The sequence below is a fragment of the Micromonospora sp. NPDC007208 genome, from assembly GCF_042869175.1.
Classification (GTDB): domain Bacteria; phylum Actinomycetota; class Actinomycetes; order Mycobacteriales; family Micromonosporaceae; genus Micromonospora; species Micromonospora foliorum.
Genome location: NZ_JBIAFG010000004.1, coordinates 351,687 through 374,544 on the forward strand (window position 1 = coordinate 351,687; position 22,858 = coordinate 374,544).

Annotated in this window: 24 protein-coding genes; 8 read left to right on the forward strand and 16 right to left on the reverse strand. The window is 72.8% G+C overall.

Annotated elements, in window-relative coordinates; all coding sequences use genetic code 11:
- Position 1: 1 nt before the first annotated feature.
- The 4 genes from ACFYL6_RS10840 to ACFYL6_RS10855 form a co-directional block, all read right to left on the reverse strand.
- A complete protein-coding gene (locus tag ACFYL6_RS10840) occupies positions 2-2,200 on the reverse strand; it encodes an ArnT family glycosyltransferase (protein ID WP_387170060.1) in 2,199 nt (732 codons plus the stop codon).
- A gap of 44 nt (positions 2,201-2,244) precedes the next feature.
- Positions 2,245-3,693 (reverse strand): sensor histidine kinase, encoded by a 1,449-nt coding sequence (locus ACFYL6_RS10845; protein WP_387170411.1) that lies wholly within the window; start codon positions 3,691-3,693, stop codon positions 2,245-2,247.
- Between the two features lie 31 nt (positions 3,694-3,724).
- Entirely contained in the window at positions 3,725-4,471 is a 747-nt protein-coding gene (locus ACFYL6_RS10850) for a response regulator transcription factor (RefSeq protein ID WP_387170062.1), read from the reverse strand.
- A gap of 104 nt (positions 4,472-4,575) precedes the next feature.
- Positions 4,576-4,806 (reverse strand): hypothetical protein, encoded by a 231-nt coding sequence (locus ACFYL6_RS10855; RefSeq protein WP_091408172.1) that lies wholly within the window; start codon positions 4,804-4,806, stop codon positions 4,576-4,578.
- A 200-nt stretch (positions 4,807-5,006) separates the two neighbouring features.
- Here ACFYL6_RS10855 and ACFYL6_RS10860 point away from each other — a divergent pair, with 200 nt between their 5' ends.
- The 3 genes from ACFYL6_RS10860 to ACFYL6_RS10870 all read left to right on the forward strand — a co-directional run bounded on the left by ACFYL6_RS10860 (position 5,007) and on the right by ACFYL6_RS10870 (position 7,780).
- The gene (locus tag ACFYL6_RS10860) at positions 5,007-5,954 is read left to right on the forward strand and encodes a serine/threonine-protein kinase (RefSeq protein ID WP_387170064.1); all 948 of its coding nucleotides are present in this window, start codon (positions 5,007-5,009) and stop codon (positions 5,952-5,954) included.
- A gap of 110 nt (positions 5,955-6,064) precedes the next feature.
- The gene (locus ACFYL6_RS10865) at positions 6,065-6,490 is read left to right on the forward strand and encodes an OsmC family protein (protein ID WP_196922768.1); all 426 of its coding nucleotides are present in this window, start codon (positions 6,065-6,067) and stop codon (positions 6,488-6,490) included.
- Positions 6,491-6,928: 438 nt separating this feature from the next.
- Positions 6,929-7,780: a hypothetical protein gene (locus tag ACFYL6_RS10870; RefSeq protein ID WP_387170067.1), complete on the forward strand. Its 852-nt coding sequence runs from the start codon at positions 6,929-6,931 to the stop codon at positions 7,778-7,780.
- Between the two features lie 24 nt (positions 7,781-7,804).
- Here the strand turns inward: ACFYL6_RS10870 and ACFYL6_RS10875 are convergent, their stop codons facing one another.
- The 5 genes from ACFYL6_RS10875 to ACFYL6_RS10895 form a co-directional block, all read right to left on the reverse strand.
- Positions 7,805-8,326, reverse strand: coding sequence for an ATPase (locus ACFYL6_RS10875; protein ID WP_387170069.1), 522 nt, complete (start codon positions 8,324-8,326; stop codon positions 7,805-7,807).
- A gap of 114 nt (positions 8,327-8,440) precedes the next feature.
- The gene (locus ACFYL6_RS10880; RefSeq protein ID WP_210818485.1) at positions 8,441-8,887 is read right to left on the reverse strand and encodes a response regulator; all 447 of its coding nucleotides are present in this window, start codon (positions 8,885-8,887) and stop codon (positions 8,441-8,443) included.
- A gap of 84 nt (positions 8,888-8,971) precedes the next feature.
- Entirely contained in the window at positions 8,972-9,319 is a 348-nt protein-coding gene (locus ACFYL6_RS10885) for an STAS domain-containing protein (RefSeq protein WP_387170071.1), read from the reverse strand.
- A 116-nt stretch (positions 9,320-9,435) separates the two neighbouring features.
- Positions 9,436-10,461, reverse strand: a complete 1,026-nt coding sequence (locus ACFYL6_RS10890; RefSeq protein WP_387170413.1) for a B12-binding domain-containing protein — start codon at positions 10,459-10,461, stop codon at positions 9,436-9,438.
- Between the two features lie 8 nt (positions 10,462-10,469).
- Complete coding sequence (locus ACFYL6_RS10895) at positions 10,470-12,227, reverse strand: PP2C family protein-serine/threonine phosphatase (RefSeq protein WP_387170073.1); 1,758 nt, start codon at positions 12,225-12,227, stop codon at positions 10,470-10,472.
- Positions 12,228-12,439: 212 nt separating this feature from the next.
- On the opposite strand from ACFYL6_RS10895, the gene ACFYL6_RS10900 reads away from it, so the two are divergent.
- A complete protein-coding gene (locus tag ACFYL6_RS10900; protein ID WP_387170075.1) occupies positions 12,440-12,778 on the forward strand; it encodes an STAS domain-containing protein in 339 nt (112 codons plus the stop codon).
- A gap of 75 nt (positions 12,779-12,853) precedes the next feature.
- Here the strand turns inward: ACFYL6_RS10900 and ACFYL6_RS10905 are convergent, their stop codons facing one another.
- The gene (locus ACFYL6_RS10905) at positions 12,854-13,168 is read right to left on the reverse strand and encodes a hypothetical protein (RefSeq protein WP_387170077.1); all 315 of its coding nucleotides are present in this window, start codon (positions 13,166-13,168) and stop codon (positions 12,854-12,856) included.
- Between the two features lie 200 nt (positions 13,169-13,368).
- Between ACFYL6_RS10905 and ACFYL6_RS10910 the strand changes: the two genes are divergently transcribed.
- The 3 genes from ACFYL6_RS10910 to ACFYL6_RS10920 all read left to right on the forward strand — a co-directional run bounded on the left by ACFYL6_RS10910 (position 13,369) and on the right by ACFYL6_RS10920 (position 16,402).
- The gene (locus tag ACFYL6_RS10910; RefSeq protein ID WP_387170079.1) at positions 13,369-14,346 is read left to right on the forward strand and encodes a DUF2267 domain-containing protein; all 978 of its coding nucleotides are present in this window, start codon (positions 13,369-13,371) and stop codon (positions 14,344-14,346) included.
- 114 nt (positions 14,347-14,460) lie between these two features.
- Entirely contained in the window at positions 14,461-15,249 is a 789-nt protein-coding gene (locus ACFYL6_RS10915) for a spermidine synthase (protein ID WP_387170081.1), read from the forward strand.
- A gap of 58 nt (positions 15,250-15,307) precedes the next feature.
- Positions 15,308-16,402, forward strand: a complete 1,095-nt coding sequence (locus ACFYL6_RS10920; protein ID WP_387170083.1) for an AI-2E family transporter — start codon at positions 15,308-15,310, stop codon at positions 16,400-16,402.
- Positions 16,403-16,467: 65 nt separating this feature from the next.
- Here the strand turns inward: ACFYL6_RS10920 and ACFYL6_RS10925 are convergent, their stop codons facing one another.
- The 3 genes from ACFYL6_RS10925 to ACFYL6_RS10935 are packed head-to-tail and all read right to left on the reverse strand — an operon-like array spanning position 16,468 to position 20,561.
- Positions 16,468-17,769: an NAD(P)/FAD-dependent oxidoreductase gene (locus ACFYL6_RS10925; protein ID WP_387170084.1), complete on the reverse strand. Its 1,302-nt coding sequence runs from the start codon at positions 17,767-17,769 to the stop codon at positions 16,468-16,470.
- Between the two features lie 54 nt (positions 17,770-17,823).
- Positions 17,824-19,977 carry a glycogen debranching N-terminal domain-containing protein gene (locus ACFYL6_RS10930; protein WP_387170086.1) on the reverse strand — a complete coding sequence of 718 codons (2,154 nt, stop codon included), beginning with the start codon at positions 19,975-19,977 and terminating at the stop codon, positions 17,824-17,826.
- Positions 19,978-20,033: 56 nt separating this feature from the next.
- The gene (locus ACFYL6_RS10935) at positions 20,034-20,561 is read right to left on the reverse strand and encodes a GNAT family N-acetyltransferase (RefSeq protein ID WP_387170088.1); all 528 of its coding nucleotides are present in this window, start codon (positions 20,559-20,561) and stop codon (positions 20,034-20,036) included.
- Between the two features lie 196 nt (positions 20,562-20,757).
- Between ACFYL6_RS10935 and ACFYL6_RS10940 the strand changes: the two genes are divergently transcribed.
- Positions 20,758-20,922 (forward strand): hypothetical protein, encoded by a 165-nt coding sequence (locus tag ACFYL6_RS10940; protein ID WP_387170090.1) that lies wholly within the window; start codon positions 20,758-20,760, stop codon positions 20,920-20,922.
- 7 nt (positions 20,923-20,929) lie between these two features.
- Here ACFYL6_RS10940 and ACFYL6_RS10945 read toward each other — a convergent pair whose 3' ends face one another.
- The 3 genes from ACFYL6_RS10945 to ACFYL6_RS10955 form a co-directional block, all read right to left on the reverse strand.
- Complete coding sequence (locus ACFYL6_RS10945; RefSeq protein WP_387170092.1) at positions 20,930-21,652, reverse strand: VOC family protein; 723 nt, start codon at positions 21,650-21,652, stop codon at positions 20,930-20,932.
- A gap of 110 nt (positions 21,653-21,762) precedes the next feature.
- The gene (locus ACFYL6_RS10950) at positions 21,763-22,056 is read right to left on the reverse strand and encodes a DUF6510 family protein (RefSeq protein WP_387170094.1); all 294 of its coding nucleotides are present in this window, start codon (positions 22,054-22,056) and stop codon (positions 21,763-21,765) included.
- A gap of 35 nt (positions 22,057-22,091) precedes the next feature.
- Complete coding sequence (locus tag ACFYL6_RS10955; RefSeq protein ID WP_238660031.1) at positions 22,092-22,856, reverse strand: ferredoxin reductase; 765 nt, start codon at positions 22,854-22,856, stop codon at positions 22,092-22,094.
- Positions 22,857-22,858 lie beyond the last annotated feature (2 nt).

Genomic DNA, 22,858 nt, shown 5'->3' on the forward strand with positions numbered 1-22,858 from the left:
GTCACGACGCCTGCCTAGCGGCGCTGAGGTCGTAGACGGTGACCCCGTCGACGGTCTGCGCCGTGAACGTCTCCGTGACCCAGGCGGCGATCTCCTGGGACGCCGAGCTGCCCCCGTTGGCCCGGAAGCCACCACCACCCACAAAGTAGTGGATCTTCCCGTCGGCCACGTACCGCCGGAACTGCGCGAGCGTCGGTGACGGATCACTGCCGTTGAAACCGCCGATCGGCATCACCGGTTCGCCGGTGGCGAGCTGGTAGCCGGACGCGTTGTTCGAGCCGATGGTCGCCGCCACCCAGGTGTAGTCGGCGCTGTCGCGCTCCAACAGCTCGCGCAGCGCGGCGCTGGGCTCGCGGGCGTCGAGCAGCCCTCCCATGCCTCCACCAGCCGAGCGCCCCTGGCCACCGGTGGCCCTGGGGGCCTGGCCGCCGCCCGGGAAACCGGGCACACCGTTGCGGCCACCGCCGGGGAAGCCTGGCCCCTGACCGCCGTTCTGGCCGCCGCCGTTCTGGCCGCCGCCGTTGCGGCCGCTGCCGTTCTGGCCGCTGCCGTTCTGGCCGCCGCCGGGAAGTTGACCACCGCTGGGGAAGCCGCCCCGGAACTGGCCGTCGCCCGGGAACTGGCCGCCGGTCGGCAGTTCCATGCCGGGCGGTCGTCCACCGGGGAAGCCGCCCCGGCCGAACCCGCCCGCCACGAACGGGCCGGCGCTCGGGATCGACCCGGTGTGCGGGGTCGCGGCGGTCTGCACCGCGTACGCCACCGGGCCGGCGAGGGCCACCGCCGCCCCGAGGCCCAGCACCACCGGCACCAAACGGCGGGGCAGTCGGGTGACCAGCAGCAGCAGCGCCGCGCCGACCAGGCCGGCGACGAGCACCGTGGTCCGCAGCCACGGGTACCAGTCGGGGCTGCGCCCGAGCAGCACCCACGCCCACCAGACGGTGACCGCGAGCGTGCCGCCGAGCGTCGCCGCGGCGGGTAGCCGGCGTTGCCGCCAGAGCAGCGTCACGCCGATGCCGACGAGCGCGCCGATCGCCGGTGCGAGCGCCACCGTGTAGTAGGCGTGGAAGATCCCGGACATGAAGCTGAAGATCAGGCCGGTGACCAGCAGCCAGCCGCCCCACAGCAGCAACCCGGCCCGGGTGCGGTCGGTGCGGGCCGCCCGCCCGGCGAGCAGCAGGCCGACCACCAGCAGGATCAGCGCGGCCGGCAGCAGCCAGGAGACCTGACCACCGATCTCGCCGCCGAACATCCGCAGCACGCCGCTCTGCCCGGAGAACGGGCCACCGCCGCCACCCGGCCGCGCGCCACCGCCGCCGACACTGCCGACCTCCTCGCCGGTGATCCGGCCGAGGCCGTTGTAGCCGAGGGTCAACTCCAGGATGCTGTTGCCCTGCGAACCGCCGACGTACGGGCGGGCGCTGGCCGGCACCAGCTCGACAAGCGCCACCCACCAGCCGGCGGAGACCACCACCGCCAGCCCGGCCAACAGCAACTGCCGGACCCGCCGCCACAGCCCGGTCGGCGCGGCCAGCAGGTAGACGCCGGCGAAGACCGGCACCACCAGGAACGCCTGCAACATCTTGGTGAGGAAGCCGAAGCCGACCAGCACACCGACCAGGACGATCCACCGGGTGCTGGCCGTCTCCAGCGCGCGCACGGTGGCGTACGCCCCGGCGACAAGCAGCAGGACCAGGAGCGCGTCGGGGTTGTTGAACCGGAACATCAGCGTCGCCACCGGGGTGACCGCGAGGACCGCGCCGGCGATCAGGCCGGCGGCCGGCCCGTACCAGCGCTTCACTGTCGCGTAGAGCACACCGACCGAGGCGACCCCGCAGAGCGCCTGCGGCACGAGCATCGCCCAGCTGTTCAGCCCGAAGACGCGGACGGACAGGGCCATCAGCCACAGCGAGGCGGGTGTCTTGTCGACGGTGATCGAGTTGGCGGCGTCCGACGAGCCGTAGAGGAACGCCTTCCAGCTCACCGACCCGGCCTGCACGGCCGCCGCGTAGAACGAGTTCGCCCAGCCCGACGCGCCCAGCCCCCACAGGTAGAGCAGGCCGGTGGCGAGCAGCAGGATCGCCAGCGCGGGCCGGGCCCAGGCCGGTGACCGGCGCGTCGGCGGCGAGTGCTCCTCGGGGCGGGTGGCAGGCGGCGGCTCGGGTGCGGCGGGTGCCGTCGGCAGGGTCTCTGTTCTGTCCATGCGGCCAGCCTCGGCGGCTGGGCTGGCGCGACCCCGTGCGCAGACTATGCGTCAGCTGTGGGATTGGGCAGCCGGACGGTGAACACTGTCCGACCTGGACGGCTCTGCACCCCGACCGTGCCGTGGTGGGCCTCCACCACCGCCGCGACGATGGCGAGGCCGAGGCCGGTGCTGCCGTGCGCACGGGACCGGGAGCTGTCGCCGCGGGCGAACCGCTCGAACACCTCCGGTTGCAGCTCCACCGGCACCCCGGGCCCGTCGTCGGCGACGGTGAGAACGGCGCTGGCGGCGTCGACGGCCAGCGTGGTGGTGACCGTGCTGCCGGGCGGGGTGTGCACCCGGGCGTTGGTGAGCAGGTTCGCCACCACCTGGTGCAGTCGGGCGGCGTCGCCGGGCACCCGGATCGCCACCTCGGGCAGTTCGAGTTGCCAGCGGTGTTCGGGGCCGGCGACGTGCGCGTCGCTGACCGCGTCCACCACCAGCGCGGTCAGGTCCACCGGTTCGACCGCGAGCGGACGGCCGGTGTCGAGGCGGGCCAGCAGCAGCAGGTCGTCAACGAGGCTGGTCATCCGGGTGCTCTCCGACTCCACCCGGCGCAACGCGTGCGCCACGTCGGCGGGAACCTCGTCGCGGCCGCGCCGGGCCACCTCGGCGTAGCCGCGGATCGCCGCGAGAGGCGTCCGCAACTCGTGGCTGGCGTCGGCGACGAACTGGCGTACCCGGGTCTCGCTGGCCTGCCGGGCGGAGAGCGCGTCGGCGACGTGGCCCAGCATCCGGTTCAGCGCCGCGCCGACCTGACCGACCTCGGTGCGCGGGTCGGTGTCGGCGGCCGGCACCCGGACGGCGAGCGCGACCTCCCCACGGTCCAGGGGCAGCTCGGTGACGCGGGTGGCGGTGGCGGCCACCCGGTTGAGCGGTCGCAGGGTCGCCCGCACGATCAGCGCTCCGGCGGCACCGGCGATGACCAGCCCGACGGCGGCCACGGCTGCCTGCGCGGCGACCAGCGCCCAGACGGTCTCCTGGACGCCGGAGAGAGGAACCGCGACGACACGTACCCGGCCGTCCCAGTACTGCCGGGCCACGGCCCGGTAGTCACCACGGTCGCCGAGGTCGACGGTGCGCGGTCTGGCGTCGACCGGCAGGTCCGCCAGCGCGGCGACCTCCCCCACCGGGACCGCCTGCGGGTCGGGGAACGCGTTGGAGGCGCTGTTGGTCAGGGTCCGGGCGCCGGTCACCCGGCCGTCGGCGATCTCGGCGACCACCGCGCCGGACGGCAACCCGGGCGGGATGCCGCCCAGTCCGTTGCCGGGGAAGGCCGGCCGACCGGGACGGTCGCCCCGCATGCCCGTCGCCGGGGCCAACTGGGCGTCCAACCGGTCGATCAGGAAGTGCCGCAGCGCCACCGTGGTCAGGCCCCCGATGGCGACGCTGACCAACGCCAGCAGCGCGAGCAGGGCAAACACCAGTCGGGTACGCAGGGAGCGCCCGGCCAGCCACCCCCGGGCGGCCCGCAGCGGGCGGCGCCTACTCGGCGGGTTTGAGGACATAGCCCGCGCCGCGCAACGTGTGGATCATCGGTGCCCGGCCGGCGTCGATCTTCTTGCGCAGGTACGAGATGTACAGCTCCACCACGTTGGCCTGGCCGCCGAAGTCGTAGTTCCACACCCGGTCGAGGATCTGCGCCTTGCTGAGCACCCGGCGCGGGTTGCGCATCAGGTAGCGCAGCAGCTCGAACTCGGTAGCGGTCAGGGTGACGAGCTGGCCGGCCCGGCGGACCTCGTGGCTGTCCTCGTCGAGGCTGAGGTCACCGACGGTCAGCACCGCCTCCTCCCGGGCGGCGATCGCGAGCCCGGAGCGGCGCAGCAGCGCGCGCAGCCGGGCGATCACCTCCTCCAGGCTGAACGGCTTGGTGACGTAGTCGTCGCCGCCGACGGTCAACCCGGCGATGCGTTCCTCGACCGCGTCGCGGGCGGTCAGGAAGAGCACCGGCACGGTGGGGGCGTACTCGCGCAGCCGACGCAGCACCTGGAAACCGTCCAGGTCGGGCAGCATCACGTCGAGCACCACGGCGTCCGGCTCGAACTGTCGGGCGGTGCTCAACGCCGCCATGCCGTTGCCGGCGGTACGGACCTGCCAACCCTCGTAGCGCAGGGCCATCGACAGCAGGTCGGTGAGCGTGGGTTCGTCGTCGACCACCAGCACCCGGACGGGTTCACCGTCGGGGCGACGCAGCTCGATCCGGCTCGGCGCGGCCTGCCCGTTCATGACCATGGGCCCCAGCGTGGCCGCGACACCTGTGCCACGCCCCTGCGGAAGCTGTGCGCCAGCTGTGCGACCGGGCCGCCGCGACGCCACCGGTCAGACCCGCCTCGTGGTCACTCGGATACGCCGTACGCGTCGGTGCGCACGAAGCGCATGCTCCAGCCGCCGGCCTCGTCGGGCCGGTCGCGCTCGTAGAGGTGGTCGGGGCCGGGCTGCACCGGGCCCGTGCCGTCCGGGTGCCGCATGATCCAACGCTGGGGTGGGGCGCCGTCCGACCCGGCCGGCAGCAGCCGGACCAGGCCGTCCGCGGGCCCGCCGACGAAGCGTACGGTGACCTCGCTCATCGCGGCGTCCCCTCGGGTGACCGTGCCGGCACAATCGGTGACACCGGCTCTGGCTCGCAAGCTACCGCACCCGCCGCCTTGGCGCAGCGAGGTGCGCGGGGCCGCCCGCCCCCGAATCGGGCTCCGGTTTGCCCAGTTCGGCGCTCGGGTACCGCCATCTGAGCACCCGCCGTCGGCGGGGCCAGGACGAGGAGTGGTCGATGCGCATGCTGGACGGGCGGTACCGGCTCGAACAGCGCATCGGCGTGGGTGGGATGTCCGAGGTGTGGCGGGCGTACGACCAGGTGCTGGACCGGCCGGTCGCGGTGAAGCTCATCTCGCCTGGTCACGACGACCGGGACGGCCCGGTGGACCGGATCCGCGCGGAGGCCCGGTCGGCGGCCCGCCTGGAGCACCCCAACGTGGCGAGCGTGCACGACTTCGGCACCTCCTCGACGTGGCCCGGCCGACCGGTGCCCTACATCGTCATGGAGCTGGCCGAGGGTGAGACGCTCGCCGTGCACCTGCGCGCCGGCCCGCTGGACTGGCAGATCGCGGTGCGGGTCTGCGCGGAGGTCGCCGCCGCGCTGGCCGCCGCGCACGCCGAGGGCATCGTGCACCGGGACGTCAAGCCCGCCAACGTCATGCTCACCCCGGCCGGGGTGAAGGTGCTCGACTTCGGCATCGCCATCGCCGCCGGAGCACCGGACCCGATGCCGACCGGAATGGTGCTGGGCACGCCGGCGTACCTGGCGCCCGAACAGCTGGACGAGGCGCCGGCCACCCCGGCCGCCGACATGTACGCCCTCGGCGTGCTGCTCTACTACAGCCTCACCGCCCGCCTGCCCTACCGCGCGGCGACCGCCAGCGAACTGCTGCTCGTCCGCCGCCGTCAGCCACCGGAGCCGCTGCCCGACATCACCGGGCTCCCGCCGGAGGTCGCCGAGCTGTGCCACTCCTGCCTCGCCGACGACCCCGAACAGCGTCCGACCAGCCTGGTCGCCGCGCTGCTGCTGGCCGAGGCCGTGGACGCCCGGGTGTACGTGCCGATGACGATCCCGACGAGCCGCCGGTCGGTCGCGACGTCGCCATGGACCGAACGGGCCGCCGCGGAGGCCACCGAGGCGGTGGCGGTGGCCCACGAGCCGAACCTGTCCTCCGGGCGCTGACCGCGCGACCCACGGACGTTTGGTTGGCGGTGGCGGGGTTCGTCGGGCGGCACAGCGTTTCGCCGGCCGGCGGCGGGGTAGCCGGCCTGGTGAGCGACGGGAGAAACGCGATGCCGGATCAGAGTTCCTGGCTGCGTGAGGCCACAGCGACCGCCGAGGGCGGTCACGTACGCACCGACGATGGCGGGCTCTCCACCGCGCTGGCCTCACCGCTGGCGCCGCACTGCACCGGGCTGACCCCGGAACAGTTGCTGGCCGCGGCCTTCGCCTCCTGCCTGCACCACGCCGCGGTGGAGGTGGCCGGGGAGATCACCGACGAGGCGCACACCGTGCAGGTCCGGGCCGAGGCGAAGCTGGGACGGGACAACGACGGCCGATACCGGGCCGACGTGCACGCGGAGATCTCCTCAGCCGGCCTGAGCAGAGATCAACTGGCCGACCTGGTCGAGTACGCCGATCGGCTCTGGCCGTTCTCCAGCAGCGACACCAGCAGACACCGCCTAACCGTCACCCCAGCCGAAAACGGCCGACACTAACGCCCCACCCCGCCCGCGCCCGCCCCACCGCCCCACCGCCCCACCCTCCCACCGCGCCGATCTTGCACTTTCGGTCGTCGATATCAGGGGGATTGCCCCCGATGTCGCGACAGCAAGTGCAAGATCGCGGAGCAGGGAGGGGATGGTGGGGCGGTGCTGGCGCTGCGGGCGCTTTGCGGGACGGCGGGGGGCCGGTTGGTGGAGGTGTGCATCGGTTGTTCGGATGAACCGCCTGGTATGGCTGCGGGCTTGACCGGCAGGCTGGCAGCGCGACCGTATTCACCCGGCAAGTCGGGAATAACCGTCTGGAGTGATCCGCGAGGTTGATCAGCTTCGCCTATGCTTTGTGAACTAAAGTCGGCATGATCAGGGCAAATTGTGGCGCATGCCACTCTACGGGCTGGTGGCATCGGGCATTTGGCTCTTTAGCCTCGGCAGGTGCATCCCGACGACCCCTCCGCCCAGAAGCTGACCGACGCGCACCCGAGCACCCTCTCGGACGACGCCGCATCAACCGAACGGACGATCGGCCGTCACCGCGCTGCCGAAACGCCGCGGCGGGCCCTGCTGGGCTCGACCCCGGTGCGGGTGGCGCTGGCCACCGGCGTCACCTGCTGTCTCAGCCTCGTCGCGGTCGCCACCGCGCGAGGCAACGACGACACCGCCCGTACCGTCGAGCCGCTCGCCGAGGCGGTGGCCGACCGCGCCGCCATCGCCGACGAGCGCGCCTCCCGGTCGCTGGACCGCGACGCGGCCCCCGCGCGGATCCTGCCGCCCAGCCCGACGGCGAAGCCCACACCCACTCCCACCGTCGTCCGCAAGGCGCCCAAGAAGCCGGTCAAGCCCCGCCGCCCCCGGCCGGTCGCCGGCCTCGACCAGGCACAGATGGACAACGCGAAAACCATCGTGGACGTCGGCCTGGAGATGAAGATGCCGCGCCGCGCCCTGGTGGTGGCACTGGCGACCGCCATGCAGGAGAGCAACCTCTACAACCTGGCCAGCGACGTCCTCCCGGAGTCGGCGGAGTACCCGAACCAGGGCAGCGGCTCCGACCACGACTCGGTGGGGCTGTTCCAGCAGCGGCCCAGCAGCGGCTGGGGCACGGTGGCCGAGCTGATGCGCCCGTCGTACGCCGCGCGGGCGTTCTACACGGCGCTCAACGAGATCCCCGGCTGGCAGGACATGAGCGTCACCGCCGCCGCCCAGGCCGTGCAGATCTCCGCCTACCCCGACGCGTACGCCCAGCACGAGGACCGGGCGACCACCGTCGCGGAGGCGCTCACCGCCTGAGCCGGGACTCCGGGCCCACGCGTCTCAGCGGCGGCCGGGCGGCGGCTCCGCGCCCGCGTCCAGGCCGGCGACACCGACCCGACTGCCGGGTACGCCGGCAGCCGCGGTGGGGGTGTCGGCGGGTATCTGGTCGACCGTCACCTGGCTGAGGATCTCGTCCACTCGCGCCTCGCGCCGTCGACGGGCGTCCAGCGCCGCCTCGAAGTCACGTCGGGCCTGCACGGCCTCCGCGTACGCCCGCTCCCGCACCCGCCGGGCCTCCTCGCGGGCCTCGTCGAGTTCGACGCGGGCCTGGGCCAGGATCTCGGCGGCCTCGCGCCGCACCGCGTCACCGGCGTGCCGGGTGGCGGTGGCGTCGCCCAGGTCCAGTCGTTGCAGGAGCCCGCTGAGCCAGGCCGCCTCCTGGCGGATCTCGTCCCATTCGCGGGTCGCCCCGGCCGCGCCCTCGGCCCGCGTCGCGAGCCGGGACAACCGGATCCCCAACTCGTCCAGGCAGTAGTCCACCTGCCGCTGGTCGTAACCGGTCTCAACGACGGAGAACCTCATACTGTCGCCCCCCAGGCAGCTGCTGTTACTTCCCCACCTGGATCCTCGGCCGGGACCGCTCGCGCCGAGGGGGTTCGGGAAAAATGTTCAGCATGCGCGCAGGTGGCGCAGGCGTCAGCCGCGCTTGGGCAGCACGACGACCCGGCCGAAGAACTCGTCGATGCGGCGGACCACGTCGTTGAAGTCGTCCAGGTCGATCGGCTTGGTGACGTACGCGTTGGCCTGCAACGTGTAGCTGCCGACGATGTCGGTGTCGGCGTTGGAGGTGGTCAGGACCACGATCGGGATGGTCCGCAGATCCTCGTCCTGCTTGACCGCCCCGAGCACCTGCCGACCGTCCATCCGCGGCATGTTCAGATCCAGCAGGATCACGTCCGGGCGGCGGGCCTGCTCGTGCCGGCCCTCGGCGCGGAGAAACTCCATCGCCTCCTCGCCGTCACTCACCACGTCGATGATCTTGTCGACGTCGGAGTCCGCCAGCGCCTCCTCGATCATCAGCACGTCGCCCGGGTCGTCGTCGACCACCAGGATGCGTACCGGCTGCGGGCTGTCTGCGCCCATCACTACCTGCCTCGGAGTCGGCGGGGACGGGACCCTGACGGTCACCGCGTTGGCGGGGAAATGCTGGCGGGGAAATCTAGCCCATCAGGAGGCGGCGCGGGACGCCGGGTCGACCGACTCCGGTTCGTAGCGCAACACGTCGGCGAGGCCGGTCACCCGTAGCACCCGCTCGACCCGCCCGTTGGCCCCGGTGAGCCGGAGCCAACCCCCGTCGGCCGCCGCCTGGTTGTCACCCCGGACGAACACGGCCATCCCGGTGGAGTCGCAGAACGTGAGGTCGGTCAGGTCGAGCAGCACCCGGGTCTCGCCCGCCGCGGTGAGCCGGTCGATCGCGGCGGTCAGCTCGGGGGCGGTGCTCAGGTCCAGCTCGCCCGCGAGCCGCAGGCAGGCGCCACCACCGTCGCGCTCGACGTAGCTGACGCTGAACGTCACCGTTTCTCCCCCTCGCTCCACCCTCGGGTGGGACGTTTGCAGTCCGGCAAGTATACGCAGAGCTGACTGGCGCGCCGCCGCGCGCGGTGATCGATCCGGTGGCGCCGGCGGGTCGGTCAGCGGGCTGGGCCGGGCAGCGCCGCGCATCCCAGCGCCAGTGCCCGCGCCGCCCGGGGAAAGTCCCGCAGCGCGGTGGCGTAGTGCTCCAGCGGCAGGGCGATCGCCCCGACCGGCACCCCACGACTGGTCAGGATCCCCGCCAGCCACTGCACGAACTCGGTGAACAACGAGGCGTCGTCGACGTAGACCGCCGCGGCCAGGAAGTCCACGATGTGGCCCAGGTCGCTCACGGTCGCGTCGAGCTGGGCGGCGGTGTACGCCCGTGTCGCCGGCACCCGCTCCCGCAGCTCCGCCAACGCGCTGTCGATCAGCTCACCGCGACGGCGCACCAGGCTGGCGTACTCGTCGTCGGCAAGGTGGGCCAGCCGTGCCGGTGGCGCCCCGCGCAGGGCCCGCTCGTCGCTGATCAGCTCGGCCGCCGAGGGCGCGTCCGGCGCCCAGGCCACCCCGAGCTGGTGCGCCCACCGGCCGTCCGTGCCGAACCCGCGTCCGCCGACCACCACCGGCACGTCCGAGCGGCGGCAGGCCTCGATCATCCGGTGGGCGTACGGCAGGCGCATCGGCAGCGCGCACGCCAGCGCGACCGCGTGCGCGTCGTGGCGGTGCAGATACGACACCAGGTGCGCCGCGGGCACGCTGGCCCCCAGGAAGGTCACCTGCCACCCGCGTAACCGCAGCACCTCCGCCACCAGCCGGGGCGGCAGCGCGTGCCACTCGCCGTCCATGCAGGCGACCACCACCCGGCCGCCGGTGGGCCTCGGCCTGACGTGCGCGGACACCGCCGCCACCACCTGCTCGCTGATGTGGGTGGCCGCGTGCTCCTGGGCGACGCTCCACTCGTTGCGCGCCCACCGCTCGCCCACCTCGGCCTGGGCCGGCGCGACCAGGTCGAGCAGCACCCGCTCCGCCGGGACGCCCGCGTCGAGCAGGCCGATCGCCAGGTCGGTCGCGGCGTACTCGTCGGCGTCGGCGAGGTGGTCCAGATAGCCGGCGTACGCCTCGCCGAGGTGGCTGGTGGTCATGGCGGCGGTCACGCGTCGGTCCCCTCTGTCTGGTCGATGCGGTCGGGCACCGAGTGCAGGTGCCGCGCCCCGCGCCCGCTCAGGCCTGCCGCCCGCAGCGCCAGCACGGCGATGTCGTCGTGGTCGCCCTGTGCCAGCCAGTCGCAGGTCACCTGCTCGACCCGTTCGGCCAGGGCCGGCGCGGGCATCCGCTGGCAGCCGGTCAGCGCGGTGACCAGCCGCTCGGGGCCGAACAGCTCGTCGCCGCGCCGGCCGCCCCGGGCCTCGGTCACGCCGTCGCTGTAGAGCAGGCAGGTCTCGCCCGGCGCCAGCCGCACGGTCACCTCTCCGACGCGGGGGTCGGACACCACCCCGATCAGCATGCCGCGCAACGGCACCGTCTCCACCTCGCCGGAGGCGCGCAGCACCAGTGGTGGCAGGTGCCCGCCGCCGGCCATGGTGAGGGTGAGGCCACCGTCGCGCTCCGGACGGGCCACGCCGAGCACGATCGTGGCGAAGCGGCCCTGACCATGCGCCTGGGTGGTCTCCAGCAGCGCGTCGTTGAGCAGCCGCAGCAACCGCGCAGGGTTCGACTCCAACCGGTGCAGCGCCTGAAGGCACTGGCGGAGTTGGCCGGTGAAGACGGCGGCTTCGACGCCCTTGCCCGACACGTCGCCGAGGAAGAACACCGAGCCACCGTCGGTGAGCCGGTGCGAACCGTAGAAGTCCCCGCCGATGCGCAGCCCCGCCTGCGCGGGCCGGTACGCCGTGCCCCACTGCACGCCGACGGCCTCGACCGGCTCGACCGGCAGCAGGCTGGCCTGAAGGGTGTCGGCCACCTCCGCCTGGTCGCGGTAGAGCAGCGCGGTGGTCAACGCCGCGCCGGCGCGGGCCGCGAACGCGCGGACCAGCTCCACGTCGGCCTCGTCGTACCAGCGGGTGGCGCGACGGGCCACCAGCAGCACACCAACCGGCGCGTCGCGGCCCGGCAGCGGGACGACCCGGGCGGCGCTCTCGGTGCCGGCGAGCCCCGGCAGCCACCCGGCGTCGACCGCCTGCTCGACCAGCCAGTCCACCGCGTGGGGCTCGGCCCCGGTCAGCCCGTCGGCGAACGCGGTCGGCAACTCGCCGCCGGCCAGCACGCCGCTGTCCACCGTCGGCGCCTCGTCGTCGGTGCGCGAGGCCCGCCACCAGCGGGCGCGACCGCCCCGCGGGGCGAGCACCAGCACCGCCACCTCGGCCAGGGTCGGCACCGCCAGTCGAACGACCGCGGCGGCGGCCCGGTCGGGGTGCAGCGGGTTGCCCAGCTTGTCGCCGACCACGGCCAGGAACGCCGAGCGCGCCCGTTCGGCGAGCAGCGCGTCGGCGCGGCTGACGCTGTCGGTGACGTCCTCCACGTACCAGCAGCAGCGCCCGCCGGAGAGCGGCACCTGGCGGGCGGTGAGCCTGCGCTCGCGATGGGTGAAACCGCCGGGGACGCCCTCGCTCAGGCCGGGCACACCTGCCGCGCTGAGCAGCTCGCCGGGCGTCACCTCGGGCAGCAACCGCTCGGCGACCGGGCTGATATGCCGCACCACGCCGTCGGCGTCGCAGACCACCAGACCCTCACGGAAGTGCTCGACGACCTCGAACCAGTCCGGCGTGCCCTGACCCCGGTCGGGGGCCAGTGGCGGCAGGGCCGAAGTGGGACGGCGAACGTCGGCGGACCACGCCGAGGGTCGTGTCGTGCTCGGCGTGGAGAGCCGTCCGTCGCCCGGGTCCCAGTCCCTGACGTCGGAAGCAGTCACCAGCTGAGCCTCACTCCTTCTCGTTCACCGAACCCGTGCCGGAACCGGCGTCCACGGTCACAACTCTCCAGCCACCCTACGCCCGAACCCGGATAGCGGCATCTCACGGCGGGTGGGGGGCACCGCCAGGACGGGGCGTCGGGCCAGGGACACCGGGAGCCGTTCGAGGCCCTCCGCTTTGCGTTTTGTCGCTCGACAAGGAAAATGGTGGGATGCCCGACCAGCTGTTGACCATCGAGACGACCCGGCTCGCCGCCGGGCAGGTCCGACTCCGGCTGACCGGCGAGCTCGACTACGACAGCGCGCCCGAGCTGATCGCCGCCGCCGCCGAGCTGGGCGGCGACGGCGACGCCCCGGTCCTGGTAGACCTGACCGGGGTGACTCTCTGCGACTCCTCCGGGCTCAGCGCGTTGCTGGTGGTGCACCGCGCCGCCGGGGCGATCCGACTGACCGGGGTCAGCCCCCAGCTCCAGCGAATGCTGGACCGCACGGGGCTGAGTGAGTTGCTGGCCGTGGCGTACGCGGACGACGACGTGCGCGCCATCGGCTGATCCGAGGGCCACCCCGGGCAGCAAACGGGGATGGCCCCCGACCCTGGGACCTGGGGTCGGGGGCCGGAGGAATGTCTAGGGTGCCGTCATCGGCTGGAGCCGGGGGCCGTCCTCACGCAACTCGCCGATCGGGGCCGGGTCGACGTCCTCGGGCTTCCCCGAATCGGGCGTCTGGTACAGGTAGCGGACGAACTGCCCACCCGCCTCGTTGTCGTCCGCACCGGGCCACTGACCGATGCAGTCCATCCCGATCACCTCGCGGCCCGTCCCGTCGGCCTCCTCCAGCAGCGCCCACAGGCTCACCGCGTAACACCTGGTGACATCGGGTGTGAGCTGCCAGCGCGCGTACCAGCCGGGTCGAGCGGGGACGATCTCGACGACTTCCTTCATGACGACCTTCCTTCCGCGTACCTCGGAAGAACTCCGGTCCTGACCCGATCGTGCGGGCGGTGCGGGTGAGCGCCCCTCACCCCCGCCGGATGAAGCGTGGCGGAGACCGGGCCGACCCGGCCGGCGGCCTCCGTTTCCTTCTCGGGGGCGGCGGGAAGGCGACTGGCGCAGCCACGATCCCCAGCGGAAGGGGTGCCAGCATGCGCAAGCAGATGGAGGGCGACAACCAGAGGCGCCGGGCGTTGGCCCGGCAGGCCCGCGAACAGAATCGCCAGCCCAGCGAGATCGGTGCCAGCCTGAGCGCCACCAAGCAGCTCACGAGCCTCGACGCGGGTAAGCGTGCCGGCCCACCAGCGGCCGGAATGCGCAAACCGGACAGCACCCGGGGCGGGCCGGCGCCGCCGCCGGTCGGTAGCGCCGACAATCCGCGGCCCCAGCCGTCCCCGCCGAGCGGCGCGGCAGGTGTGAGCAGCGTGGGCTACCACGAGCTGGTCGACGAGGTCCGGCGTCGCGCCGGGGTCGACTTCAAGACGGCCAAGGTGGGCACCGAGGCAACCGTGCTGGTGCTCGCGTTCGCCCTGGAGGCCGCCGAGCGGCAGCGGCTGCTCACCGCGGTGCCGTCGTCGCTGCACGACGTGCTACCGGTCGACGGCATCGAGCGGCACCAGGACCTGCCCGGCTTCCTGGCCGAGGTGGGCCGGATCAGCGGCAACACCCCGGAGCAGGCCCGGTACCAGGCGGAGGCGACGATCGCCGCGCTCGCCGAGCAGGACGGCGACCTGATCGAGTCGTTGCACGTACCCGACGGGTTGCGCGACCTGCTGAACCCGCCGGAGGCCGGCGGCGGCCTCGTGGGCGCCTCCACCACCACGCCCACCCTGGACGCCGACGAGATCAGCGCGGCGCTGGACGACCTGCCCTACTGGGCCGGCGACAGCCAGGGGCTCTACCGGGTGGTCGCGCTGCCGCCCGACAACCTGGACCGGGTGCTCGCCCGGTTGGACCGGCTGCGCCAGGACAACGGCCGTGGCCCGAGCATCGGGCGTCCGGGAGACACCGCCGCCGTGTTGACCGTGCGGACCAGCCAGGCCAACGGGGTGACCGCGCTCGACGTGGACCTCGCCCGCCAGATCGACGACGCGATCGACGAGGTGGGTGCCGGGATGGCCGGCGGCTGACGGCCACCGCGACAGCGCCGGGCCGGCGGACCGGGGGCGACCCCGCTCCGCCGGCCCGTCCGGCGTGCCGGGCCACCCACCGGATGGACCGTGGGCTCGGCTAGCGTGCCCGATATGAACCGCGCCGCCGACCGGCTGGAACTGGTCGCCGACCCGGTCCGCCGGACCGGCCGGACACTGCTGTCCGCCGGCGTCGAGCAGTCGTACGTGGACGTCGAGGATCCGCGCCACCTGCACTTCGAGTACGTCCGGCGGATCGCCTCGGTGGTGGAACTGGCGGCGCCGGCCGGCGCCCCGCTGAGCGTCCTGCACCTGGGTGGCGGCGCGTTGACGCTGCCCCGGTGGCTGGCCGCCACCCGGCCCGGCTCACCGCAACGGGTCGTCGAGCGGGACGCGGCGGTGGTCGAGCTGGTCGCCCGGGAGTTGCCTCCGCTGCCGCCGGAGGTGCGGGTGGAGGTCGCCGACGCCCGGGACGCCCTCACCGCCACCCCGGACGGCCGGTACGACCTGGTGATCGCCGACATCTACCGCGCGGCCCGGATGCCCCGGCACGTCCGCACCGTCGAGTTCGCCGCCGAGGTGGCCCGCGTCCTGCGCCCCGACGGGTTGTACCTGGTCAACGTCACGGACCTGCCGCCACTGGTGGGCACCCGGGTGCAGGTGGCCACATTGCGGGCGGTCTTCGCCGACGTGTGCGTGGTCGGCGACCGGCGGATGCTGCGCGGCCGCAGGTACGGCAACCTGGTGCTCGCCGCGACCTCCCGTCCCGGCGGCCTGCCGGTGGCCCGGCTGGCGGTGGCCGCCCTGCGCGACCCGGTGCCCGGCGGGTTGCTGCACGCCGGCGCGCTCGACACGTTCGTCGCCGGCGCCCACCCCGTCACCGACGCCGACTCCCACCACTGATCACCGTTGTGCCCGCAATGCCGGGTTTCCGACGGCCCGCGCGGGGAAGGCCCGTCGGATGAGCAACGCCGACGATCGGGCGACCGGCCGCCGAACCCTGATCGTGATCGGTCTGGTGCTGGCGACCGCGCTCGCGCTGGGCTTCGTGTACGCGACCCGGCGGGTGCTGGTCTGGGCGGTGGTCGCCGCCTTCTTCGCCATCGCCCTCAAACCCCTTGTCGACCGGCTGCAACGCCGCTTCGTCAGGCGTCGGGCGCTGGCCACGCTGCTGGTGTTCCTCGCCGCGTTCGTGCTGCTGACGATCCTGGCCGCGCTCATCCTGGTGCCGTTGTTCGGGGAGCTGGGTCGCTTCGCCGACCGGGCGCCCGAGCTGCTGCGGGAGGCCCGCGCCGGACAGGGCCCGGTGGGGCAGGCGCTGGAGCGCACCGGGGCACGACGCTACGTCAGCGAGCACTCCGAGCAGCTGCGCGACCTCGGCGGCCGGCTGCGCCAACCCGCAGTCGGTGTGCTGCGCGGCGTCGTCGAGTCCGTCGCCGGGCTGGTCACGGTCATCGTGCTCGCGTACCTCATGGTGTTGGAGGCGCCGCGGATCACCCGCGGCCTGCTCGCGGCGGGCGGGGACGGTCAGGGTGAGCGGCTACGCCGGGTGGGCCGGGAGGTGTCGCGCACCGTCACCGGCTACCTCACCGGGAACCTGCTGATCAGCGTGATCTGCGGGGCGTTGACCTACCTGGTGCTGACCCTCACCGGGGTGCCCTTCGCGGCCGTGATCGCCCTGCTGGTGGCGGTGGCCGACCTGATACCGCTGGTCGGCGCGACCCTCGGCGCGGTCATCGCGGCCGGCGCCGGCTTCCTGCACTCCCCCACCGCCGGGGTGGTGGTGCTGGTCTTCTTCGTCGTCTACCAACAGCTGGAGAACCACCTGCTCCAGCCACTCATCCTGTCCCGCGCGGTCCGGCTGAACCCGTTGACCGTGCTGATCAGCGTGCTGCTCGCGGCGGAGCTGGCCGGTCTGCTCGGCGCGCTGCTGGCCATCCCCGCCGCCGGCATCATCCAGACCCTGCTGCGCGAGTACGGGCCGCGCCGGCTCCGACCCGCCCCGCCGGCCGGTCCGGCCGCGCGGTCCGCGCGGCCCGCCGGCCCCACCGACTGACCGTCGCGGGCGGCCGGTGTCGCCACCGGCCTGCCCGTCTTCCGACGACCTGCCCGGGGGCCCGCTCAGCGGGACCGGCTCGCGACCTCGGGTGTGGTGCTCTCCAACGGCACCGCGTTCGCCGGCACCAGCCCCAGCTGGACCGCGGACCGTGTCAACGCGGCGTCCAACGCCCAGTCGGCGCTGACCCGCGTGCGGTTTCCCGGCATCGCCATCAGGTGGTACGCCCGGGTGACCGCCTTGGCCGGCAACCCGGCCAGGTTGATCTGCAACGGGTTCGCCGCCGCGTCCTTGCCACCCAGGTCGACGACCCACCCCAGGTCGTGGTGCTTGTACGGCTTACGCCGGCCGAAACCGTACGACGCGGCGATGTTGTACGCCGCGCGCTTGCCCTGCCGCTGCGCGTGCTGGGCGGTCATCCCGCACACCTTGCCCGGGTTGACCAGGTCGGGCACGGCTGCGGCGTCGCCGCACGCGAACACCTCCGGGTAGCCGGGCACGTTGAGGAACTCGTCGGTGACCAGTCGACCCCGGTCGGTGCGCAGGCCCAGCTCGTTGACGAACGGGTCGGGGCGCACCCCCACGCACCACACCAGGGTGCAGGTCGGTATGTACTCGCCGTCGGTGAGCTTCACCCCGTCGCAGGTCGCCTCGGCCACCGAGGTGCCCATCCGCACGTCCACCCCACGCTTGTCGAGCACCTTCTGCGAGGTGTCCGACATCCGCTTGTCCAACTCCGGCAGCACCCGGGGCGCCACGTCGAGCAGCATCCAGCGGGGCCGGACGGTCAGCCGGGGCCGCTGGGCGTGCAGCGCGTCGGTGAACAGCTGCCCGTGCGCCGCGACCTCGGTGCCGGTGTAGCCCGCCCCGACCACCACGAACGTGGACCGGGCCCGCTGCTCGGCGGGGTCCTCGGCCTGCTCGGCCAACTCGATCTGCCGGACGATGTGATCATGCAGGTAGACGGCCTCGGGCAGGCCGCGGAAGCCGTGCGCGTACTCGGTCACGCCCGGGATGGGCAGCAACTTGTTGACGCTGCCCACGGCGAGCACCAGCCGGTCGTACGCCAGCCGGTTCTTCTCCCCCTCGGCCTGGGTGAAGCCGACCCAGCGGTTCTGCAGGTCGACGTGGTCCGCCTCGCCGACCACCACCCGGACGCCCTTGAGCGTCCCGGTCAGCGGCACGGCGATCCGTTTGGGCTCGACCACCCCGGCCGCCACCTCGGGCAGCAGCGGCAGGTACAGGAAGTAGTCGGTGGAGTTCAGCACCACGATCTCGGCCCGGTCCCGGGCGATCCGGCTCAACGTCTTCGCCGCGTGGTAACCGGCGAACCCGGCCCCCACGATCACCACACGAGGTTTCGTCATTGCGCGCCGTTTCCCGTCGAAGGCCGGGACAAACGTCCGACGCGCCACCCACGCTCAGCTCGGCTGGAGCCGGACGTGGCCGCTGCGGCCCACCGCCTCCAACTCCCAATGTTGGCCGAACGCCCGGACCCGCTCGGCGGTGATCCGGCCCAACTCCTCGGGGACGTCCGGGTCGAGGACCAGCCGGCCGTTGACCGGGTTGACGCCGAGCATGGCGCGGATCAGGGCCAGCGGGGTGCCGGCCGCCCACGCCTGCGGGCTGCACGCGGTCGGGAACGGCACGGCGAAGAGCAGTCGTTCCCGGTCGAAACCGCTGAGCGCCTCCGGCAGCCGGTAACCGAACTGGTCGGCCGCCTCGATCATCGCCAGGCTGATCCGGTTCGACTCGGCCCGGTAGCCGTACCGGGCCAGGCCGAGCGCGGCAATCGAGTTGTCGTGCGGCCAGACCGTGCCCAGGTGGTAGCCGAGGGCGTTGTAGAGCCGCTCCTCCCGGGACAGCGTGCGGATGCCCCAACCGGAGAACATGTCCGGCGACATGAGTTGCCGCACCACCGCGTCGGCCCGCTCCGGCGGGACGATTCCGCTCCACAGCAGGTGACCCATGTTCGAGGTCTTGGAGTCGACCCGATTCTTGTCGCCGTCCAGGCCAACCGCGTAGTAGCCGCCCCGTTCCTCGATCCAGAAGTCGTGGTTGAACCGCTCGTACAGGGTGTTGGCCTCGTCGCGCAGCCGCCGCGCCAACGTGGGGTTGTCCAACGGCCCGTCGAACAACTCGGCGAGTCGCAGTTTGGCGTCGTAGGTGTAGCCCTGCAGGTCACAGGTGGCCAGCGGGAGCACGGGGATCCTGCCGTCGGCGAAGCACACGCCGTCCGGGGAGTCCCGCCAGCACTGGTTGCCCAGCCCTTCGGGCGAGCGGGTGCCGTACTCGACGTAGCCGTCGCCGTCCCGGTCGCCGTAATCGTCGATCCAGCGCAACGCGGCCAGCGCGTTGTCCCGCAGGTGCCGGACGGTTTCGTCGTCGCCGGTCCAGCGCCAGTACTCGGAGAGCAGGATCAACCAGAGCTGGGTGGCGTCGGCGCTGCCGTAGTACGGCCCGAACGGTTTCTCGCCACTGCGGGTCAGCTCGCCGCTGCGCACCTCGTGCAGGATCTTGCCGGGTTCCTCGTCGGTGAAGTCGTCGCACGTCTCACCCTGCAGCCGGGCCAGGGCGAGCAGCGTGCCCTTCGCCAGCGCGGGCCCGGCGACCAGCGTCTGGTACGCGGTGATCAGAGTGTCCCGGCCGAAGACGGCGAGGAACCACGGCAACCCGGCACCGGGCAGCAGAATCCGCTGGCCCTTGACCTCCAGGTCGAGCCGCAGTGCCGCCAGGTCGTTGCGGGACTGCCGCATGGTGCGCTCCAACGCCGCGTTGTCGCTGCGCAGCACCGCCCGGTCCTCCAGCCACCGGCGCAGCGGGTCGTCGGCCCGCCCGTGGATGACGTCGGCGATGTCGCCCCGGACCGGCTCCACCACCCCCATGCCGGGCGGCAGGGGCACGTGCAGGTCGACCTTCCACTCCTCGCGGGGGCCCAGCTCCAGCTCCCAGATCAGGTCGTCGCCCTCGATCCGGTCGGCTGGCGTCGCGCTGCACACCCGGGTCTGCGCGGAGAAGTCACCGCGCTGGTAGGAGAAGCACAGCTCGGACCCGTCGGCGGCGTGGTGACGGGTGATCTCGGCGGAGCGGTCCCGGACCCTCGACTTGACCTCGAACAGGTCGGCGAAGTCGGCGGCGACGGCCAGCCGCAGCTTCACCCGGACCGGCTCCAGCCGGAAGGAGACCAGTTCGACGCGTTCGTGAAACCCGTCGCCGACGTAGCGCAGCCGCCGCAGGCCCAGCGTGTTCGGCGGCAGCCCGGGCAACTCCGGGTTGGTGAGCACGTACTGCGCCGAGTAGTGGTCGATGGTCTCGGCGCGCAGCAGCAACAGCTCGCCGCCGTTGACGGTCAGGCTCCAACCACTGATCAGGCGGGTGTCCAGGTGGACGAGCCCACCGATACTGCCCGTCGGCACCTCCCCGCACGCGTTGGAGTACAGGAACGTGGGCCCGCTGAGCACCGCCAGGGAGTTCGGACCCAGCTCGGGCGGGATGGCCCGCTGGTCGGCGCTGTCGGTATCCGCGACGGACAGGCCGGGAATGGGGTTGGCAGGGGTCGCGCGCACGGCAGCCATGACACTCACCGTAGGAAGAAGGGTACGGAGCGTCATCACCCGGTCCGGGTGAAAGTTCAGGCGGGGGTCGGCGCGGTGATCGCCCACCGCTCGTGGTCGCGCCAAGCCCCGTCGATGAACAGGTAGTCCGGGGAGAATCCCTCCAACCGGAAGCCGAGCTTGCGGGCCACCCGCCGGGACGGCTCGTTGCCCGGCTGGATGTTCGCCTCCAGCCGGTGCAACCCGACCGAGGTGAACGCGTGGTCGATCACCAGGGCGACGCCCGCCGAGGCGTGCCCGGTCCCGCTGTACGGCAGGAACGCCGCGTACCCGAGGTAGCCGCCGCGCAGCGCACCGAGCACGATCCCGCTGATGTTCACGTAGCCGGCGATCTCGCCGCTGGCCCGGTCGCAGATCAGGTAACCGGCGCTGTCGCGGCGACGGATCCGACGCAGATAGAGCTCGTACTCCTCCGGGTTGGCCGGCGCGGCCAACCCGGGGTGGTGCAGGTCCCGACTGCGCCGCACGGCGGCGATGAACTCGTCGGAGTCGGTGGGCCGGGGCCGCCGGATCGCGGCGGGACCACCGGTACGCAGGTATCTCACGGCGGATCACTCTGACCGACCGGTGCCGCCGTTGTCCAACCGGCCGCCGCGTGCCCCCCCGGGTCGCGAGCAGCGCCGGGAGGTGACTTTTGCTCCAGGCGCGCGCCGCCTCGATGAGGGTCAACAGAGTTCGCCCCAGCGGGGTGAGTTCGTACTCGAACACCGCTGTCGACTGGCTCATGCTCACCCGCCGGCGATGCTGGACCCGGCAGCCCCACGACGGGGCCGGTACCGAGTCGGCGGCGACACCGTGACCGCGTCCGGATCAACGACGCTGTCGTACGCCGATCTCGCCGTCGCGGTGATCGACGAGATCGAAGACCCTCGGCACCACCGCACCCGGGTGTCCATCTTCGACTGACGGTGGACTAGCGGGACGTCAGCAGGCTGAACTCCTGACCATCGGGGTCGGCCAGCACCAGTCGGCCCGCCCCGTCCTGGTCGGTGTCGACTCGCGTCGCCCCGAGTGAGAGCAGACGGTCGACCTCGACCTGCCAATCGACGTCGACAGCCGGGGCGAGGTCGAAACGCACCCGATCCCTGCCGCCGTTCGGCATCAACGGCGGGCCACCCCAGCTGATCTTCGTGCCGCCGTGCGGCGACTGGATCGCGGTCTCCTCGTCCTGGTCCCAGACCAGCGGCCACCCCAGCGCCTGGCTCCAGAAATACCCGACCTTCTGCGACCCGTCGCAGGCCAACGCACCGACGAAGCCACAGCCCGCGAGGAAATTGTTGCCCGGAGCGATGACGTCGAACTCGTTGCCCTCGGGGTCGGCGAGCACCACATGATCGATCTCCGGGCCCTGCCCGATGTCGGCGTGCCGCGCGCCGAGTTCCAGTGCCCTGGCCACCGTCTGCCGCTGGTCCTCCAACGAACTGCTGGTCAGGTCGAAGTGCATCCGATTCTGGACGACCTTCGGCTGCTGGTTCGGGGCGAAGCGGAGGTGGAACTCGTTGTCGTTGGTGGGTAGGAGCAGGACGCCGTCGTGTGGATCGTCGACGATCTCCCGCCCCAGGAGCCCGGACCAGAACTGCGCGAGCCGCAGAGGCTCGCTCGCGTCGAAGCTGATCGCGAACAGGTGTGCGGTCATCGCTGCGCTCATCTCCCATCGGACCGGACGCCGTGCCAGCCGTCCGAGCCGGAGCCTAGGGATGTGCCAGGTCGACCGCACCCGAGTTTCGCGACGTTCCGCGCGACCCGTCAGAGCGGGCCGGGGAACGGCTGTTCCATCGGCATCGGCACCTGGAGGTAGGTGGTGCCACGCATGTCCAGCCAGGCCCGGTCCGGTCCGCGCACCAGCCGCACCATCACCTCCTCGCAGGAGGGGCAGCGGGCGACGAGACCCGGGGCGTGCGAGTAGACGTGCAGGCTGGCCATCGAGCCGGTCGTCCCGCAGTTCTCACAGCGGCCCATCGCGCTGCTCAGGTCGACGGTGAACAGCTCACGCATCGGGCCGTCGAGCATGTTGCCGTCCAGGTACGACATCTCGGTCATCGGATCTCCTCGACACTGCGTGGGCGAGCGGATGGTCAGCCGGTGGGGCCGAAGCGTTCGGTCTTGACCCGACGTGACGGGTGGCCCAGGCCCACCAGCAGGTCGGCCACGGTCTCCACGAACGCGGTCGGGCCACAGACGTAGGTGAGCGGTTCCAGGTCCGGTGGCCAGCCGTGCGTGTTGACGTCGGCCAGGCCGATCCGGTGCGGCTCACCGCGCCAGCCCTCGGGCGCCTCACGGGTGTAGACGTACGCGACGTCCAACCCGAAATCGTCGCGGACCCGGCGGCGCAGCTCGTCGGCGTAGATCACGTCGCCCGGGGTGCGCACCGAGTAGATCAGCCGGAACGGCGCCTTGCTGCCCACCGCCCGCCGCGCCCGGATCATCGCCATCAGCGGCACGACGCCGGAGCCACCGGCGACGAGCTGCACGGGCGCGGTCTCCTCGGGCCGCCAGATGAACCAGCCACCGAGAGGTCCGCGGACCTCCACCGGGTCGCCGGCACCAAAGACATCAATGAGGTACGGGGACACCTCGCCGTCGTGCACCCGCTGCACGGTCACCTCGATGCGCGGGCCTCCCGGCCCGTCCACGGCCGGCCCGGCGAGGGAGTACGACCGGGCCGCCTGGTAGCCGTCCGGGGCGGTGAGCCGCAGGTCGACGTGCTGCCCGGGCAGGTGCCCCGGCCAGTCCGGCACCTCCAGCACCAGGGTCTGCGCGGTCGGTGTCTCCACCCGGCGCTCCACCAGCCGGCCAACCTGCCAACGGTTCGGCGTCCGACGCTGGGTGCTCGTCGCCACGG